Below are 18,331 nucleotides of genomic sequence, written 5' to 3'. Positions count from 1 at the left end.
ATTTTTTCTTATTCTACGCTCAAAACGGAATTATTTCCCCTGCTGACAGACAATTTTTCCGGTTTTGGCCCCGCAGTAGCATTATTTTTTATGTCTGACGCTACAATTTCTTGTGTTTTCACCCTCCATGATCAATTCCCATGTCCCAACCAGCATTTACCACACCCATTTTACGCTTAACCCTTATCATTCTGGCGGGTGTGGCCATTTTGATCACGGCGTGGCGATGGCGGGAGCGTTCGGGGACCACGGGTACAAATCACGCCGCGGTAGGCACGCCCTTGCCGGAAATCACATTACAGCCATTAACAGGCAAGGGGGGGACTCTTTCCACGGCCGATCTAAAACAGCGGGTGGCGTTGCTGAACTTTTGGGGGACTTGGTGCCCCCCCTGCCGGACCGAATTTCCCCATTTGGCGGCGATAGATAAGGAATTTCGTGATCGCCCGGATTTTTTATATGTTTCTGTGAGTTGCGGCGGTTCGTTGGGACCAGAGGATCAGGCGGATTTAACCGCCGAGACCGAGGAATTTTTGTCTGATCAGCAAGTGACCCACCCCACCTGGTGGGATCCTATCGGCCAGGCACGCGCGGCCCTTGCCCGGGCGGAGCTATTTACTGGCTATCCCACGACGATCATTGTCGATCAACAGGGCGTCATTCGGGGAGTATGGCAGGGATACCACCAGGGGGACGAAGTGCGGCAGCGGGAATTGATCAAAAATTTGTTAGCAAAACAGTCCCCCACAGCCGCCTAAGGATAAATCCTTTTGGAATGGGTTGCTGAGATACTTCATATTAACCCGCGGGAAGCGACGCTATCGCCCCCAAGATAAGATGCGGCACATGAATAGCCGCCGGATGCAGGGAGGCGGCCACGGCGGGGGCGGCCCCCCCCGTCAGGAAGATTTGCGGTTGCGTACCGGTCGCGGCCGATAGCTGCGCGATGACTTCTTTCATGCCGCCAATTGCCCCCCAATACAATCCTGAGCGCAGCGCGGCGATCGTGGATTTGCCCAAGGGACCGGGGGGCGCGGCCAACTCGCGTAACGGGACCAACGGCAAGAGATCGGTAAAATCATGCAACGCGCGGGCGGACATGCCAATGCCGGGTAAAATCGCCCCCCCCTGGAACGCGCCCCCCGCATCGACATAATCGATCGTCAACGCCGTGCCCAGGTCAATCACAATCGCTGGCATGTTAGCGGGGCGTAAGCGGTTGGCCCCGACCCCCCCCAACAACCGATCAATCCCCACCCTCTCGGGATGCTCCACCGCAACCACCAGGGGCAAATCTTGATGACTCAACAAACGCAAGTGGGGAGCATGGGTTGCCGAGCTAGCCCGCGCGGGGATGTCCCCTTTTTCTAAAGAGAGGGCCACCGGATTTGAGGAGGTTTCCTCGGAAAATTGACTTTGCAGCCAGCGGAAAAGACTCTCGGTGGCGGGACGGTTGACGCTGGCAACTTCCCAGCGGCAAGAAGCGGGGCTGTGGCCCAACCAGCTCAAAAGCTGGGTTTCGTCCCATTCGCGCGAAGGAAGTTCCAGCATCCGCACGGGGACTGGCAAGGGCGTTGCAGCCTCTTCAAACAGCGCGAATTTACTGCGCGAATTGCCAATATCCACCGCGATAAGAGGAAAGTCGCGCATCTCGCGGTAGCCTTCAACCAAAATACCCATAAATAACCCGCGAAAGCTTCGCCGGTCATGCGCGACGAATCATCCACTGACGCAATTTACGCCCAACCAACGCCCCCCAGCCTAACGTACCAGCGGTAAAGAAAGCAATCCAGGCGGAGGGTTCAGGGATTGCCGTGATGGCCAGGGGGCGCGCGAAGCCCTCCTCCGCCAGCCCGCCTCCCAGGGGGTTGGCCACCCCCGAACCGATGAACGAATCAATAAACAGATAATCGGCGGGTTCCACCACGCCGTTGAAATCGCCATCGCCTAAAATGTACCCCGCCATTCCGCCGGCTGTCTGGCTGCCGAGATTGGTATCGACCACCAGGTAATCGGCCCCGTCCACCTTGCCATCCAAGTTATAGTCGCCGGGATAGGTGTAACGCAAAATTACTTGGTTAAAGCCCGTGCCCAAGTTCGAGTTTCCCAGGGTCTGGTCATAAAAGGGATTCCCCACATTACCAAACTGGGTCTGCATGTTATCCACGGCAATCAGGATGCGCGCGCCCCCCGAATCCGTCAGACTACTACTGCCAATCCTGGGGACGCCGGGTGTGTTGTTAAAAAAGTTGTTCACATAACTGGTTATGGTCGGCAGGGGATTGGGGTCCGCCGTGCCGCCGGAATAATAGATGATCGCGTCGTTGTCGTTAAGATCCCAAAAGGACGACCCCGTCATGGTCAATGCGGGCGTTCCCGCCGCGGTGTTGTTTAAGACCGACAGCCCCCCCGCCCCGCCGTTAACTGGAATCGTCAATCGCGCTCCTGACTGCAAATTTAACCCGTTTTGGCGGACATATCCCGCGGTCAAGGTCGCTCCGGGATTGACGGTAACCGTTCCCGTGCCAAAGATGCGGCTGCTGCGAATATTCCCCGCCAGAATCTGCAAATTCGCCGAGGCGCTCAATAACTCCGCGGCAAGCGCGGGATTTACATCGTCCGACAGCGGATCATTAAATGTGCCATCAATCCGCACCGTGGTCCCCGCGCCAATCACATAGGCGGGAAGCGCGGGATTGAGCGATATCACGCTGCCGGCGGCCGGCGCTAATTCTAGCGTTCCCGCTAACATCCGCACCAAACTACCGGCGTTATAGTTGATATTCCCGGTCAGACGCAGCCCGCCGCCGCCGTTCTTTGACAACGCGATCGCTGGCTGAATCGTCACCGGACCGCTAAACGTCAGCGTGCCGTTGGACATAATCGTGCTGTTAGTCGCCACGGTCACCGGTCCCCCCCAGGTGGGCGTGCCGTTGGGAACTTCCAACGCGCCCCAGGCGCTATGCCCCTCGCCATTCAGGGTCAGCGGCTCGGGAGTGGTATAGTTCACGTTATTGATCAGGCGCAAAGAAGCCCCGTTGTTGACCACGGTGCCGCCGGACGTCGCCCCCAAGGCGGAATTGACGCTGACGCTGAGCTGTCCCGCGTTAATGGTGGTGGTGCCTCCGTAATTGCTCATTCCCCCGAGCGAAATATCCCCCAGGCCCAGCTTGGTCAGGTTGCCTGTGCCAAAGATTCCGCCGCTAAAAACCGCCGAGGCGTTGTTAGAGCCGACCGTCAGATTGCCACTTCCCAGTTGGATGGTTCCGTTTCCGGTGATCCCCCCCAGGGTTTGGTTAAAATTATTTAGATTCAGCGTCCCCGGAGCGTTGATGCTAACATTGCGGCCGCTGGGAAGGGCCTCCGTCACATCCAGGCGGATGCTGCCACCGTTGATGGTGGTGCCGCCGGTGTAAGAGTTGATATTTTGCAGGGCGACCACCGCGGCGTCTGTCTTAATCAGGCTGGTCGTGCCGGTGATCGCCGCGCCGCTGATAACGTAGGTTTTGGTGGCGTTGGCAAAGGTCACTAATCCCGGCGATACCGGTGCGGCTATTTGCACATTGGTCAGGAGCGCCAAATCCGTAAATACCACCTGGTCATCGGTCAGGAATTTGTTGGCGGTGGTCCCCCGCTGCCAGTTAGAGGTGCCATTTACGTCCCACACATTATTAATCGCGCTGGTCCAGACCATATTTGACATGCCATTCCAGGCCAGGCCGTATTGCCAGGAAAAATCGGTCACGCTGGGGGTCGAAACTTCCAACCGATAGCGCCTGCCAGCGACGAGCGTTGTCGCCAAGTTTTCCGAATTTTCCGTCGTGCTGGCCGAGGACTGCACCAGCGTGTTCCCTCCCCCGGTGATGTCATACAAGCTCAGATTCAAGTCGTATAACCGCGCCGCTTGGCTGTATTGGGCCTGCCGCACCCGAATAATATCGATGTCCACATTCCACGCCAATGACGCGGTAAAAGCCTGGCCCGTCCAGGCGGCGTTAAACTCATAGGTTCCCGTCCTTTGGCCTCCCAGCCCCTGCGGACCAAACGCCTGGTCATAGTCAAAACCCGCGGGAAGGATGTCCGCGACCACCACGGCGTCTTGCTGGCTATTTTGTTCGCCAAAGGACTGCATGGTGTAGCTGTTGCGAATATTCAACTGTCCCGCCCCATAACGTTTGTCCAGGCCATTGGTGGATTGATTGGCGGCCGCCGCGCGGTAATCATTGATAAAGGTGCCATCGGTATTTGTCACGCGGCGATCCGCGCCAGCCAGGATCAGGGCTTTGATTACTTCGCTGGTATCCGCCCCGCGAATAACTTGTAGCGTGCGGGGAGAATTGTATTGCGTCAACGACCAGCCAGGATTGGCCTGCGAGGCCTGAATCAGCATCGCCGCCGCCGAGCTGACCACGGGTGTGGACCAACTGGTCGCGCTGGTCGGGACCACCACGTCCGGACGGTTGTGGCTGGTGGCATAGAGTGTGCCGTTCCCCACCGTGGCTGATCCCACGGAATGAAACCCATCCGTCCGCCCGACGGTAATGCTGTTCATGGCGGACATCATCAACGGGTTGGAGTTATCCCCGCCAAACTGCGTGGCGGCGTTATTGACGCCGGCAATCTGCAAATTGTCATCCTGATTTGCCACCCAATCGGCCCGCATCAGGATATCCAGGGTGTTATTGGAGGAACCATTGAGCGTAAACAACCAGCTATGATTGGTAACGCGGCTGACCTGGGGGGAACTTAGTGGATTGGCCAGGGAGTTTGTATATCGCAAAAAATCGCTTCCCAACCATCCCCCCGCGCTGTACACCTCTATCTGTGTAGCCCCGTCCGCTATGCCCAAGGCCAAACCATATGAAAACGCGCCGACCGTCGTGGCATGGTTAGAAGCCGCCCCCACCCCGCTCCGCAGGGCAAAGTTCTTTCCAGCAAAATTAGGATCGGTTGTGTTGGGCGCGTATTGCAGCGCGAGTTCTTCCGCCTCAACCTGGGCCACGGGAACGCCGGCGCCCGTCGGCAAATTCGCACCCAAGACCGAGCTCAGGGCGGTGTATCCGATATCGTCGCGATAATCGGCTAGCGCGGGAGGGTGGGTAGTCAAAACCGCGCCAAAAATCAGGCAGCTAGCACAAAGAAGTGCCAAATACCTCGGAAAGGGGCAAAGTCGCATGTGTACAAACAGGGAAAAGTTAGGACAAAAACCCCTTACGCAAACCTTGCCCCGCACCCGCTTACAACCTCGAATCTGGTGAAGGATCGCTCTTTGCCTTTCCAGCAACGGCCCTGTCCCTGGTGGTTTTCAGGCGTGATCGCGATTCAATCAACAAATAAGAAACGTATCACCGGCCCTATGGAACCAACGGAGAAGCCCCCCTCTGATCGCCATCCAGGCCAATCAGAGACAACGTTCAAATAGCCGGCATTGACCATCACCGGCGCTGACAATTCACTAGCATTGGCGAAAGCCCATAACCTGGGAACAGCCTTACGCAATGATTGCAAAGGAGTGCCACAACCTGGGGCAAAATAACTCAAAGACAAGCTAGGTATAGAGTTACTGCGCAGGCTTTCGTCAAACTTATTTTTCTACCCTTCACCCTCAAAAAAGCTCTCACCGTGTATTTTTGATTCTAGACATAATAATCCAACAGAGCAACAATTAGGCTGCGCTAAAATAACTTAAAATTCCAAGAAATGCGGTTTTGCAATTCCACGATATATGTCCAAGTTTTCTGGGTAATTGCACTGCCAACCAAATGGAAAAAAACGTAATCAAAATCAAATCTTGATCCAGATATTGCAAAATTCACATCTTTTCCGTCAACTTATTCCCTTCCCAGCTCACCTGGGTAAGCTTAATAGCAATCGTTATAATTGACACTGATTTCCTAAATTTACGTTCGGGAGGACCTGCTGGAGTTAAAAGATGGAGGGACCGGCAGGGAGAATTGCCATTTATTATATGGATGTTACAGGGAGACGACCCTGTGACTGTTACTGCAAGGGAGAGCGACAACTTGAAACAGACAGCGACGAGCAAATCCAAAAAATCCAGTTCCACCAATAATGGAAAGGCCCCCCGAGAACCAGTTTTAGAGGCGGCCGCGCGCCCCTCGACCAATGGGCATGCTGGCACGGAATCGGCGACACGGGAGCAAACGGCGGATTCCCCCGTCAAGGGCAAGACCCGCCGGGCCACCGCGCAGTCGATGGCGGCCGCCCAGCGGGATATTTCAGTCAGTGAATTTTTTGCCAAAAATCGGCATTTGTTAGGTTTTGATAATGCGCGCAAGGCCCTGCTCACCACGGTCAAAGAAGCCGTGGATAACTCTTTGGACGCCTGCGAAGAAGCGGGCCTCTTGCCCGAAGTTTGGGTGCACTTGGAGCAAACCGGGCCCACGCGGTTTAAGATTGGCGTGCAGGACAACGGACCGGGGATTGTAAAAAAACAGATACCGCTGATTTTTGGCAAGTTGTTGTATGGATCAAAATTTCACCGTTTGCGCATGAGCCGCGGTCAGCAGGGGATCGGCATTAGCGCGGCGGGCATGTACGGTGTGTTGACCACGGGCAAACCGGTCAAAATCATTTCTAAAATCTCCAAAAAGCAACCCGCGCATTACTACGAAATTCAAATCGATACCAAACTTAACGTGCCGGAAATATTGAATGGCAAGGGGGAAGGGGTCGATATACCGGCAGGACCAAAAATGGCCGAAATGTTGGCCAAGCACGGCATCGAGTGGGAAAGCGTCAACGAACTGGGACAAGAAATCGAGCACGGGACGCGGGTGACGATCGAATTAGAGGGGAAATACCAGCGGGGACGCGGGAGTATCGATGAATACCTGGAGCAAACAGCCATCGCCAATCCGCACGTGCGGCTGCACTTTAAAGATCCCGAAGGGAACGAGCGGCTGTTTGAACGCTCGACCGAGCACCTTCCCGCCGAGCCTAAGGAGATCAAGCCACACCCCTATGGCATCGAACTAGGCCGCTTGATTGTGATGCTCAACGACACCAAGGAATCCACCCTAAGCGGTTTTTTAACCAGTTCGTTCTCGCGGGTCAGTTCGGGAGCGGCCCGCAAAATTTGCGAAGTGGCCAAACTAAGCACCCGGACCAATCCGGGCAAAGTCGGCCGGGGGGACGCGGAAAAACTGTTTCATGCGCTACAGGAGGCCAAGCTGCCCGCCCCCGCCACGGATTGCATTTCCCCGATTGGCGAAGAGCTGTTGCTCAAGGGGTTGCATCAGGTGGTCCCGGGGGAATTTTACGCCGCGGTAACGCGGCCTCCGGCCGTTTACCGCGGGAATCCTTTTTTAATCGAGGCGGCGTTGGCGTTTGGCGGAACTCCCGTGGCGCAGCGCGTCACCCTGGAAATGCTGACCGAACTGATCGGCCAAAGCGACGCCCGCACCCTGCGGCAATTTTTGACCAGCACTTTTGCGGGACTGGGAAGCGACGCGGCGGATAAAATCCTAGCCGAATCAGGCCTGGGAACGCGCCAATCCCCGGGCAAATTGACCAAAGCCGAAATCCAGCAACTCCACGCCGCCATGCATAGCGTCAATCTGGACGAGGGACAATCCATGAATGTCCTGCGCTATGCCAATCGCGTGCCGCTGCAATTTCAGCACGCGGCCTGCGCCATCACCCAAACCGTGATGCAAAATAACTGGCGCGCCTACGGTCTGACCCAATCGCGCAATAGCCTGCCTAATGGGCCGGTTACCCTGATGGTGCACATGGCCAGCGTGTGGGTCCCCTTTACCAGCGAAAGCAAAGAAGCGGTCGCCGGTTACCAGGAAATTCAAAAAGAAATCCGCCTGGCGATTCAGACCATCGGCCGCAAGCTGGGCCTGTTTATGCGCCGCCGCCTGCGGGTAAAGCAGGAAGGTGAGCGGCGCAATATCTTTTTACGTTATTTGGGCGAAGTGGCCGACGCCGTCAGTGAAATCAACGCCACCGACCGCAATTCGCTATACGAGCATCTGCTGGACGTGGCCAAGAAAAAGACCGTGCAGGCCGATGCCAAATACGACGAAATGGGCCGTTTGATCGACGAGGCCGAGGATGAACTGGTTGCTGATAAAAGCGTCCTGATTGTTCCCCCCGAGAGCGCGCCGATCCTGGCAAGTGAAGCCGCGGCCGAAGCGGCGGCCCAGGTCGCGGCGGAAACGGCTCCCTCTTCTTCCCGCCGGAAATCTGCCAAACCAACCGCTAAAAAGCGACGTAAGGAATAAGGCGGGGACGGGATATTGGCCGATTTAACGGCCCGTCGGCATGATCAAGAGATGTTTTGGTTTTGCCACATTCTGGCGGGAATGTGGCTTTTTCTCCCCAAGCGAGCTAACGGGACAGCGGCCGCCAGGCTAAGAAAATTTCTCGCAACATCTTTTCTGGATTGTCTTTAGGGCAAGGCGCTGGAAATTCCGGACCGCTTGGCACAGGGGCTGCTTTTCATTGCCAGCGTATCGTTGGCTATTGCCGCTGTGATCGGCTGGGCTTTTTCCGCGAAGGAGTTACGCTTGTCACGATCCCGTTCTCGACCCGCCGCCACCCGCCGCAATGCCCCGCACCGTCCCACACCGGCAGCCCCCCGCACCCCCCGCAAAACCCCAGGAATTACGCCTATGCCCCGCGCGCTCGAGATGGAGGAAGTGTTGGATGTCGTCGGTGGCGACGAATTTGAAGAAAACACCCTTCCCTGGCGCGATGATGAAACCACTCCGGAAAGCCCCCTAGCCGGGATTGCGGAACCAACGGTCGCCGAACTGGACGAAGAGGATGATGACGCCATACACGCCCTTTTACATACGGGCGAGGATGACCACATCGATGATCCGGTGCGGATTTATCTGATGCAAATGGGCGAGATTTCACTGCTAAACCGGGCGGAGGAAGTAGTCGCCGCCAAGCAGATCGAATGGACGCGGATTCGCTTTCGCCAGACGATGCTGGCCAGCGACTTTTTGCTGCAAGGAGCCGTGGCCCTGCTGCAAAAAGTCCACGCGGGCAAGCTGCGCCTCGACCGCACGATAGAAGTTTCGGTCACAGCCACCGCGGAAAAGAAAAACATCCTCAAGCGACTAACGCCCAACCTACACACGCTAGAGCATTTGTTAAAATCCAACAAAGCCGACTTTGCGGTGGCCATTAGCCGCACCCACACCAAAACCCGGCGCCGCGCCGCCTGGAAGCAACTCATCCGCCGCCGTTACAAGGCGGTCCGCCTGATTGAGGAGATGAACCTGCGTTACAGCCGATTGCAGCCGCTGTGGGAAAAGCTGCAAGAACTGTCGCAGCGGATGTCGTGGCTGTTGCAACAGATTCAGCTTCCCGCCAAGGAGCAACCGCTGAATGTTGGCGAACTGCGGGCCGAGCTGCGGCAATTGATGATCCTCACGCTGGAAAGCCCCAGCACCCTGGCTCGCCGGATCAAGAAAACGAGCGATTTCCAACAGCAATACGATGCCGCCAAGCGCGTGCTATCGGCGGGGAATTTGCGATTGGTGGTCAGCATCGCCAAAAAGTACCGCAACCGCGGGATGTCGTTCCTCGACCTGATCCAAGAGGGAAACACCGGCCTGATGCGCGCGGTGGATAAATTTGAACATGCCCGCGGATATAAATTCAGCACCTATGCGACCTGGTGGATACGCCAGGCCATTACGCGGGCGATTGCCGATCAAAGCCGGACGATTCGCTTGCCGGTGCACATGATTGACAGCATGAGCCGCGTCCGCAACGCCCAACGGGACATCTTGCAGGTAACGGGCCGGGAGGCCAGCCTGGAGGAAACGGCCGCGGCGGCGGGATTGAGCCTGGACGACACCCGCTGCATCCTCAAGATGACCCGCCAGCCGTTATCGCTGGACCAATCGGTGGGAGACCATGACGACAACTTCTTTGGGGAATTTATCGAGGACCACCGCAAGGACGATCCACTGTACGATGTGCACCGTCAATCGCTAAAGGAGCGTATCGGCGAAGTGCTGGAGCAATTGAATTATCGCGAGAGGGAAATCCTGCGGTTGCGGTACGGCCTAGTGGACGGCTACGCCTACACGCTGGAAGAAGTCGGGCAGATATTTTCGGTGACGCGGGAGCGGGTGCGGCAGATCGAATCCAAGGCGGTCCGCAAACTACAACAGCCCCAGCGATCGCGGGCGTTGGCCAGCTTTATCGACGGCCTGGACCCGAATACCCTGCTTAACGGCACCGCGGCGGTGCCCTAAGTCAACGGGATTGATGAAACACGGAAATCGAGGAATGTCGAAAGACAGGAACTCAGATGACGAGGATTGTGTGCGTATACATGGATCAGAATGTTGAAATACGCGACTGTTCAATTTTGAACAAGAGGAAACGAAGGGATTGAAGAAGCAGTTAGAGAGCTGTCCACAACTTCGTTAACTTTTGTAATACCTAGCTGTTGTTTTTTTAACAGGAGGCAGCGAGGAAGCAGAGTCTCGGATTAAACTCTGAATTGAATTTCCTCCGTTTCCTCTGCTAACTCCTGTTAAAAAGTATTTCAGGCTTCTCTTTATTTCTAAAAATGGAACCGAAGGGAACGAAGAAGAGGTTGAGTAACACTTCGCTCCCTTCGTTAACTTTTGTAAAATCTGGCTGTTGCATTTGAACAGCAGGCAGCGGGGGAAGCGGAGTGAAAGCCTCGTATCCGGCCCGCTTCTTTTGCAAGTTCCTGTGACAGTAATTGCACTCCACTGATCCGTGATCAATCCCTTGGTGTCGCTTGCCTTAGCCTTCGTCGTCGGCGCGGAGCCAGGGGGTGATGGTGCCCGTGTAGCTGATCAGCTCCGCCGGTTGAAAATAGAGCCCGATCTCGCGGGCGGCGGCCTCTGGTCCGTCGCTGGCGTGGACAAGGTTCATTTGCCGGCTGCTGCTAAAGTCGCCGCGAATCGTGCCAGCCGCGGCTTTGAGTCCGTTGGTCGCCCCCAGCATCTCCCGCACCACGCGTATCGCCTCCAACCCCTCGAGCACCGCCGCGATCACCGGACTGGCGGTGATAAACTTTTCGAGCGCGGGATAAAACGGCTTTTGCACATGCTCGGCGTAATGTTGCTTGGCCAGGTCGGGCGTGACCCGTAGGAGTTTGAGCGCGATGACGTTCAGGCCTTTATCCTCAAAGCGGCCCAACACGCGCCCCACCAGTCGTCGTTGCACGCAGTCGGGTTTGAACAAAATAAATGTGCGTTCCATAGCGAGTGTGTCAAAAAAAGAGAGAACCGCCGCGCCAGGCGCTCTCTACAAGAAGCGCCACCCGCCGCCGATTTTACCCACTGGCGGAGTGTCCTGGCAAGGAGGTCGCTCGGCGCATGACGCCGCGGATAAATTAAACGCGCTCTAGAATCCCGCCACGTTAAATGCGTAATTGGTGCTGAAGGGAACCACGCCGTAAATTCCGCGTGTAAAGACCAGATTGATATAATCATCCGTCAACAGCAGCGGCCCCTTGGGGACTAGCACCACGTCCGAATCGCTAATCCACAGCTCTCCCGCCGGGCAAGGTTCGCGCGCGAGCAGCGCGGCGTTTTGCAGATTGACCATCGTGGCCAGCAACCGCCAGTCATCACCCCGTCGAAAAATCACCACCTGCCGCAAATTCGCCCCCACATTTTGTCCCCCCGCCAGGGCCAGGGTTTGCATTACCGTCGTCGGCCCCTCCAGCGTGTAACGCCCCGGATTACGCACCTCCCCCAGCACATACACATACCGCGGCGCGCGTTGTTGCAAGACGGGGGTGACCTCGATCCCCTTGATCATGGCCGAATATCGCAAATCGATCTCGCGCTTAAGTTCTTCCAGCGTCAGGCCCTGGGCCAGGACCGACCCGATCGCCGGCAGGCCAATGGTTCCCTCAGGATTGACCCGCACCAGGACCGATTGCCCCCCCACCACGCCGTTGCGATTGTCCACCACATTGCGCAAATCTTCTAATTTGGTGTTGACCCGCAGCGGCGTGACCGTGATTCCCGGCACTTTGTAATACTGTTTGTACAAATCCTCAAATTTTTCCCGCAGTTTCGCCACGGTCAGACCCGTCGCCCGCACCTGGCCCAGCAGGATCACCGTTACGGTGCCATCGGGCTGGACCAGCAGATTACGATCCAATTTGGGGTCGGATAACGATTCGATTTTTAGCTCGTCCCCCACATTGATCAAGTACGGTTCCTTGGTCTCTTCCCGCGTCAGTCGGTACAGGCAGGCCAGTTGATCATCCACCCGCAACCGATATTGGGCGACATGCGCGGTGCGCTCGTGCCCCACGTATTCCCCCTGGCCATAAATTTGAAAGGGGATTGGCCGCATATCCTTCCAGGTAAATCCGCTGGTTTTTCCCCATTGCGTCTGGGGACAAGGTCCCGTCTGGCACGTACCGCACGCGCCATTGGCCGCGCAGTCGATGCCGCAAACCGGCGCGGGATTGGCCGGTGAAAGATACTGGCACGGAACGACGCGGAAAATGTCCCCCCGCGAACGAATCGCCACCGGGCCGTCAGATTTGTTCAACTGATATACCGCCCCATCCAACGGACCCGCGCCATTTTGCCTGGTATAGTTTTGCTGGGCATATAGCGCCACGACTCCCCAGCCCAGGCAGCCTAAAAGGGCGCAGCCCGCTCCGTAAAGGACACAGTTTCGCAACATGGTGGACGGGGCGTGCATCAGATAGCGACCTGCGGAATAATCGTGGGGGAGGAATTGTTGTCTGGGGCTGTGACGGTATTAACGGTGCGAGGCTAAGCGTAATTAACGCTTGATCGCGTTGGTCCCCCAGCCAGCGTTCGCCTGTGGAACGGGACCGCGGGGGGCCGGGGTGGTCCGCGAAAAGGCCGGCTGACCGGGTTGATTGGCGATGACCGTGGTGGGATAAGGTTGCGTATTTACGTCATAGTTAAGCGGTGCCGCGCGGGCAAATGTCTGCTGATCCACCACCCGCACGCCTCCATTGGCCAGTTGATTGGCCTGATCCGGATATTGCCGCCAGCGGGCGGCGGAAATTTTGCTCTCTCGTTCCGCCAATTGCGCTAGTTGGGTCTCCCCCAGGCTTTTATGCACCAAAGCCAGATTTTTCCAGGTCAGGGGATGCGCAGTGATAGAGGCGCTGGTTTGCAAGGCCCGCTTGGCCTGGGCCAGATTTCCCTGCCGGGCCAGGAGCACGCCCAATTCGTTGGCGGCCATGGCGTGTCGCGGTTCGATGACGAGCGCGGTGCGAAAATAGACGGTCGCCTTGGCAATGTTTGCAGCCGAGGGGGTGGGGAGGGTCGCTTGCTGCAACAGTTGAACTTTTCCCAGTCCAAAGAGCGCATCCGCCGCGGGCAAGAGATCTCCGCCCGCCAGGCCTAATTGCGTCTGGGCAAAATCCAGGTACATCTGCCAGAGCTGCGCGCGGGGAATGGCGGCTAATTCCGTGGCGGGAAGCAATTTTGTCTGGTGACCGGCGCAGGTATCCGCCAGACCGGTCGGGAGCGTTTCGCCGGGAGCCAAATCCCGCGCTTCGTCCAAGGCCAGCAAGCCCGCCCGTAACGCCCGCTGATGGGCGTCCGTCCGTTGCTGCGCGTCCAAGGCCCCGGCCGTGATGGTCAACGCGGTTAGGAATTCTTGCTGAGCGCTATAGTACGCTCCGCGTTCAGCCAGTTGCGCTCCGCGGCGCAAATGTCCCTGCGCGGTCAATACGGCGGATTGCAATTCAGGGCGCGGCACGCTGGGGATGGCCAGCTTTTGCTCTTCGGCGGTTCCCACCCCCGACAGTTCCGCACGGGGTTGGGTGGCAAACGCGGCGGCAAAACGTCCCGTCGGATCGGCCAGGCTGGATGTCTTGTCCGGTAGTTCCGTCAGAGTTGGACCTAGGCTTGCTCCGCTAGCGGCCTCATCCGACATGGTGGTTGATGCCAGGGTTTTTTCCGCCGCACGGGGATTCCCCCAGGCTATGCGGGGGTAATTTGACTCGCGGGAGAGGCCTTTTTTGGTCAGGTCCGGCGTTGGGGATAATTCCGCGGGACCGGGTAAAATGACCGACTGTGCGGCGGGGGGTGTTGCGTCGGTGCTGGCCGGGCCGGGGGATTTTGACGCTTCCGCAGGGGACCGCGTCTTATCCGGGGAAAAAAGCTGTAACGCGCTTTGGTCGTCGGTCGCGGATTCAGTAGGGGCCAAACTGACCATCGTCCTGCCAGAGGACCGCGCCACTGCATGCCCCGCCAAGTCTCGATTACGCTGGTCGAGAAAGTCCCGCAAACCCGCATCGACCGTGACCGGGGCCTCCGTGGTTGCATACACGGCTGGCTGATCAGGCGTGGCGGGAGACGCCGTGGTTTCCCCCAGGGGAACTTCACCACAGCCCACGCACCACAGCAGTCCACCGCACAGCGGCGGTAACAAACCGATTTTGGTCCAGCGGGGGGCTGTCATGGCTCATCCGTGAGTGACAGTCGTTCAAGCCAGAGTTTGCACGGGACCGCCCAACAGCGGCCAGCACCCTGTCACAAGTCAGTTTCGTCGCGCCGCGGGGGTGGCATTGACACAAACCACGAGGTGGCGGCGGCGCCAGGGGAGGCAGAGTCCGGATAGCCGTTAAGACCGTCAAGGTGCCCCGGATAACCGCAAAACAGGGGGCGAGCCAAGTGGCTTTTATAGCTGGCGCGGTTTCGCCAAGCGTTAAAATTTACCAAATTCGCAAATCGCTGCTATTGCAGGCGTCCACTGGCCTGCTGCATGATTTGCGCGGCAACCTGATTGGTATTGTAGCCGGCCGGAAGTCGAATCAACGGTTTGTCATAATCATCGCAAAAGCTTTTGACTTCGCCGTAGGAATGGCTGGACCAGCGAATCGCCAAGAGCACCGCCGCCACGTCGGGCCGGGCGACGTACGGCTCAAAATTTTCGTGCGATTCGTGGGCGCGGGTCTCGATCCAAAACAACTCCCGCAGGCCAAAATCATCCCGCAATGCCTGATAGGCCCCCTGCCGTTTATCCCCGCCAATCAGTACCAGCGATTTGCCCTGGAGCAACCTGGAAACTTCCTGGACTTCCGGCGATTGTTTGGTGGGCGAGCTGGTTTCGGGCGGGGGGGTAACCGCCAAAAAGCGGTCGATCTCCGCCAGGACCCGGGAGAGTTCCTCGGGGTACGTCTCCATTTCGGGCAATTCGTCGATAATCGGCAACAATAATTCCCGCAAGTCGCGATTACTGGGGGCCAAGCCCCCCTGGATCAGCTCGCAGATTGTGGCGATCAACGATTCCCACTCCTTGGCGGCTTGCGCTGGATTTTTGAGGATTTGACCCGCCTTATAACGGACCTTGCCCAACAGCCGTTTGCAGTTATTGCGACTCGATTTGCTTTGCTCGGTTCGCTGCTGGATCGCGCCGATGCGATTTTGCAAGTCGTGCCAGCGGGTCGGATCCGCCGGATCGTCCAGCCGCATATACTTTTGCAAAAAGATTTGTTTAGCTGTCGCGGCCCCGCGCAGCCAGTGAAATACTTCGCGCTGGTCGGTATCGGGGGGACCGTCAATCACTTGTATGGCCACCCGCAACGCCGATTGAGCCTCGGCCAATAAATCCAATGCCAACTCCAACGCCGCCTCGTCGGTTTCTCCCCCGTTCTCTAACTGTTGAACCAATGCCAAGCCATCCGCCACCACCTCAAAACATCCCGCTACCTCGTCGTACATCGACATATTGGACGGAGCGGGGGCCGAAGAATGGCACATCCACAAAAAACAGTTGGGTAGTTCCTTGGCCCGCGCGATAATTTCGCGATTCTTGGGTTCGACATCCGTCGCATAATTCGCCCCCTCCCCCAACAGTCGTTGCCGGGTAAACGCCCACCGCGCCGCTTCCGCCTTTAAACGGCAACGGGCCTCAATCAGGGATAGTTCGGGACCGATATCCCGGGGCTGGTTATAAACCGGGCGGGCAGGTTCTGTCTGGGATGACCGGCCAAGGGTCAATTCCGGCAACTCCGCCAGGGGAACGGGGGGATTGGCGGGAGGTTTTGCCACCAAAGAAGGGCCACCCACCTTGTCGGTAGGGGCGGTTTCTCCCGCCTGGGCCTGCGTCACGGCTGATTGTGCCGCCGTTGACGTCGCTGCATCCGCGGAGGCCGCCAGGGGATCCGAAACAAGCGACGAGGCCAATGGCGTGCCATTGGCCCGGGGGGCAAGCTGTTCCTCCGTCGCTGTCAAAAACGCCTGCGCGATCCGCCGTAGTTGAGCCAATATTTCGGGATCGGACGAGACAAAATTAAATGTCCGTTCAACGACTTGGCCTAAAATCTCACCAATATTCTGGGGCATGTCGATCTTCAATTTCCTTTGTGTGCCCCATTCTCCACTATTTTGCCCTCTTTGCCAATCGTTCACCGACGCCCCTTATTCCGCGTTTTCGCGAACATTAAATTCCAGCTTCCACCGCCGATCATCCCGCGTGCTCACGCACCACAATTCAAACACCCCTAACTCCGTGATGACCGACTCAAACGTCACGGGAACATAATCGTCGGGGTTTTCCTGGGCCACGGGCAACGTGGCCTCCAGCGAGTCGGTTTCTTGCAATTCTTCCTCATTCCACCGCGAGAGCAAGTCCCCCGGTTGATCTTGCTTTCGCACTAGCGAACTAAAAAAGCGAAACTGGGCTGGCTCTCCCACGATAAGGCCGATCTCGCCCGAGGGAACGCCGCGGGCGGTCCCTTCTTCCATGCCAAAGGGGACAACACAAAGCGCCCGCAAGGGACGGGGCGCGCTGGGAATGGCTAAGCCGGTCGTTTCGATCCCCACATAATAGGAACGGGCCGTCCCCCCGCGAATCCGCACTCCCCCGTGTTGTTTGCTCCAACCGTACAACACAGCCCCGCGCGCCACCGCGTGATCCAAATCTCGCTGCCCAGGCAATTCTTGCGGCGGAGCGCGCTTGGCCTCGGTCGCCTCGTCGGTAAACCACTCTCCCAACACGTCCAATAATCTTCCCCGCAAGGGCTGGGCTTTGAACACTCCGCCATTGAACAGGACATGCGAAGGGCGGGGAAAGGCGGTTCCCTGGGCCTGAAAAAACGCGGCCAGATGCCGGGTGATGGCGGTGTCCGCCTCAAAGGGGAGGCCAATTTCTTGAAAGCCGCTTCCGCGGCGTTTGAGGGGTTTGGCGGTAGCGGCACAGCGGGGAAAAAAACCCTCAACCAGCAATGCCGAAAGCTCCCCGCGCGTAACTTCCAGCGTTTTGGCTCCGCCAATCAAGCGGCTCCCCCGGCCCAGCACCGCAATGGTATGGACGGGAGGGCCGTTGGCCGAAAGGAGTTCTTCCTTGGCCGCGCGGCACGAATGCCAGAGTGAAATTGCCTGCCAGGGATCGAGATCGACCCCGGTTTCACGGAATTTTTCCGCCACAAAGTGGGCCAAGGCCAGGTCCATATTGTCCCCGCCGACCAATAAATGCGGTCCCACGGCCAGCCGTTGTAACTCTAATTCTCCGTGCGCCTCGGTCACACCGATCAGCGTCAGATCGGTCGTCCCACCCCCCACATCACAAACCAAAAGGACATCCCCCACGCGCAGCACTTTACGCCAGTGGTCACCTTGTTCGGCCAGCCAGGCATAGACGGCCGCTTGGGGTTCTTCCAAGAGAATCAAATCCGCGGGCAAACCCGCCGCCAGGGCCGCCTCGCGCGTGAGTTCGCGGGCACTGGCGTCAAAGCTGGCGGGGACCGTGAGGATCACGCTTTGCTCAGCTAGGGGAGCCGTGGGAAATACCCCCCTCCATGCCGCCGCCAAATGGGCCAAATAGGCCTGAGTGGCGGCCACCGGGGAAACTTTGGGAATCTCGGACGGAGAATTCCATGGCAAAATGGGCGCGCGACGGTCCACCTTGTGATGGGTGAGCCAGCTTTTGGCCGCCACCACGGTCCGTTCCGGGGCCTCCGCGCTACGACGACGGGCGGCCTCGCCGACGACGTGCGGCGCGAAAGGATCGGCGATGGCTAGCGACTCTGGCGGTGTCCATTGACCGGACTGCAGTTCCGGTGGAGGAGGCAAATACAAAAACGACGGCAATTGGGTACGATTTTCGACCGTACCAGGCGCGACAAACTGCGGCAGCGGCAAGAGCTCTATCCGCGGCGCCATACTTTCAGTCGAGGGGACCAACGGGGCATAAGCCACGACGCTGTTGGTGGTTCCCAGATCGATTCCCAGTAGATATTGCGGAGGCATAAATGGAATTTTGGTTTTTTGCCCGGTCTCCGGGGATGGCGGATAACGGCATTTTATCGGAAAGGGGGGCGGGCTTGCAGAGGGGCGGCTTTTCCCGG

The 18,331-nt window shown here is 57.8% G+C and carries 10 protein-coding genes; 3 read left to right on the top strand and 7 right to left on the bottom strand.

From position 1 onward, the window contains the following. The first annotated feature begins 140 nt into the window (after positions 1 to 140). Positions 141 to 758: a TlpA disulfide reductase family protein gene (locus tag SFX18_01310; GenBank protein MDX1961757.1), complete on the top strand. Its 618-nt coding sequence runs from the start codon at positions 141 to 143 to the stop codon at positions 756 to 758. A gap of 40 nt (positions 759 to 798) precedes the next feature. On the opposite strand, the gene SFX18_01305 is transcribed toward SFX18_01310, so the two are convergent. Next, on the bottom strand, positions 799 to 1,680 hold the full coding sequence (locus SFX18_01305) for a type III pantothenate kinase (protein MDX1961756.1): 882 nt from the start codon (positions 1,678 to 1,680) through the stop codon (positions 799 to 801). 25 nt (positions 1,681 to 1,705) lie between these two features. Further along, positions 1,706 to 5,149, bottom strand: coding sequence for a hypothetical protein (locus tag SFX18_01300; protein ID MDX1961755.1), 3,444 nt, complete (start codon positions 5,147 to 5,149; stop codon positions 1,706 to 1,708). Between the two features lie 874 nt (positions 5,150 to 6,023). Here SFX18_01300 and SFX18_01295 point away from each other — a divergent pair. Then, complete coding sequence (locus tag SFX18_01295; GenBank protein MDX1961754.1) at positions 6,024 to 8,252, top strand: DNA topoisomerase VI subunit B; 2,229 nt, start codon at positions 6,024 to 6,026, stop codon at positions 8,250 to 8,252. Positions 8,253 to 8,642: 390 nt separating this feature from the next. Next, positions 8,643 to 10,247 (top strand): sigma-70 family RNA polymerase sigma factor, encoded by a 1,605-nt coding sequence (locus SFX18_01290; GenBank protein ID MDX1961753.1) that lies wholly within the window; start codon positions 8,643 to 8,645, stop codon positions 10,245 to 10,247. Positions 10,248 to 10,770: 523 nt separating this feature from the next. Here the strand turns inward: SFX18_01290 and ndk are convergent. The 5 genes from ndk to SFX18_01265 form a co-directional block, all read right to left on the bottom strand. Further along, positions 10,771 to 11,232, bottom strand: coding sequence for a nucleoside-diphosphate kinase (gene ndk / locus SFX18_01285; protein ID MDX1961752.1), 462 nt, complete (start codon positions 11,230 to 11,232; stop codon positions 10,771 to 10,773). 144 nt (positions 11,233 to 11,376) lie between these two features. Continuing rightward, positions 11,377 to 12,681 carry a polysaccharide biosynthesis/export family protein gene (locus SFX18_01280; GenBank protein ID MDX1961751.1) on the bottom strand — a complete coding sequence of 435 codons (1,305 nt, stop codon included), beginning with the start codon at positions 12,679 to 12,681 and terminating at the stop codon, positions 11,377 to 11,379. A 102-nt stretch (positions 12,682 to 12,783) separates the two neighbouring features. Next, a complete protein-coding gene (locus SFX18_01275) occupies positions 12,784 to 14,442 on the bottom strand; it encodes a hypothetical protein (GenBank protein MDX1961750.1) in 1,659 nt (552 codons plus the stop codon). A gap of 275 nt (positions 14,443 to 14,717) precedes the next feature. After that, a complete protein-coding gene (locus SFX18_01270) occupies positions 14,718 to 16,328 on the bottom strand; it encodes a hypothetical protein (GenBank protein MDX1961749.1) in 1,611 nt (536 codons plus the stop codon). A 75-nt stretch (positions 16,329 to 16,403) separates the two neighbouring features. Beyond that, positions 16,404 to 18,233: an Hsp70 family protein gene (locus tag SFX18_01265; protein MDX1961748.1), complete on the bottom strand. Its 1,830-nt coding sequence runs from the start codon at positions 18,231 to 18,233 to the stop codon at positions 16,404 to 16,406. Positions 18,234 to 18,331 lie beyond the last annotated feature (98 nt).

It is taken from the genome of Pirellulales bacterium (assembly GCA_033762255.1).
Classification (GTDB): Bacteria; Planctomycetota; Planctomycetia; order Pirellulales; family JALHPA01; genus JANRLT01.
This window is presented reverse-complemented; position numbering and strand designations above follow the sequence as displayed.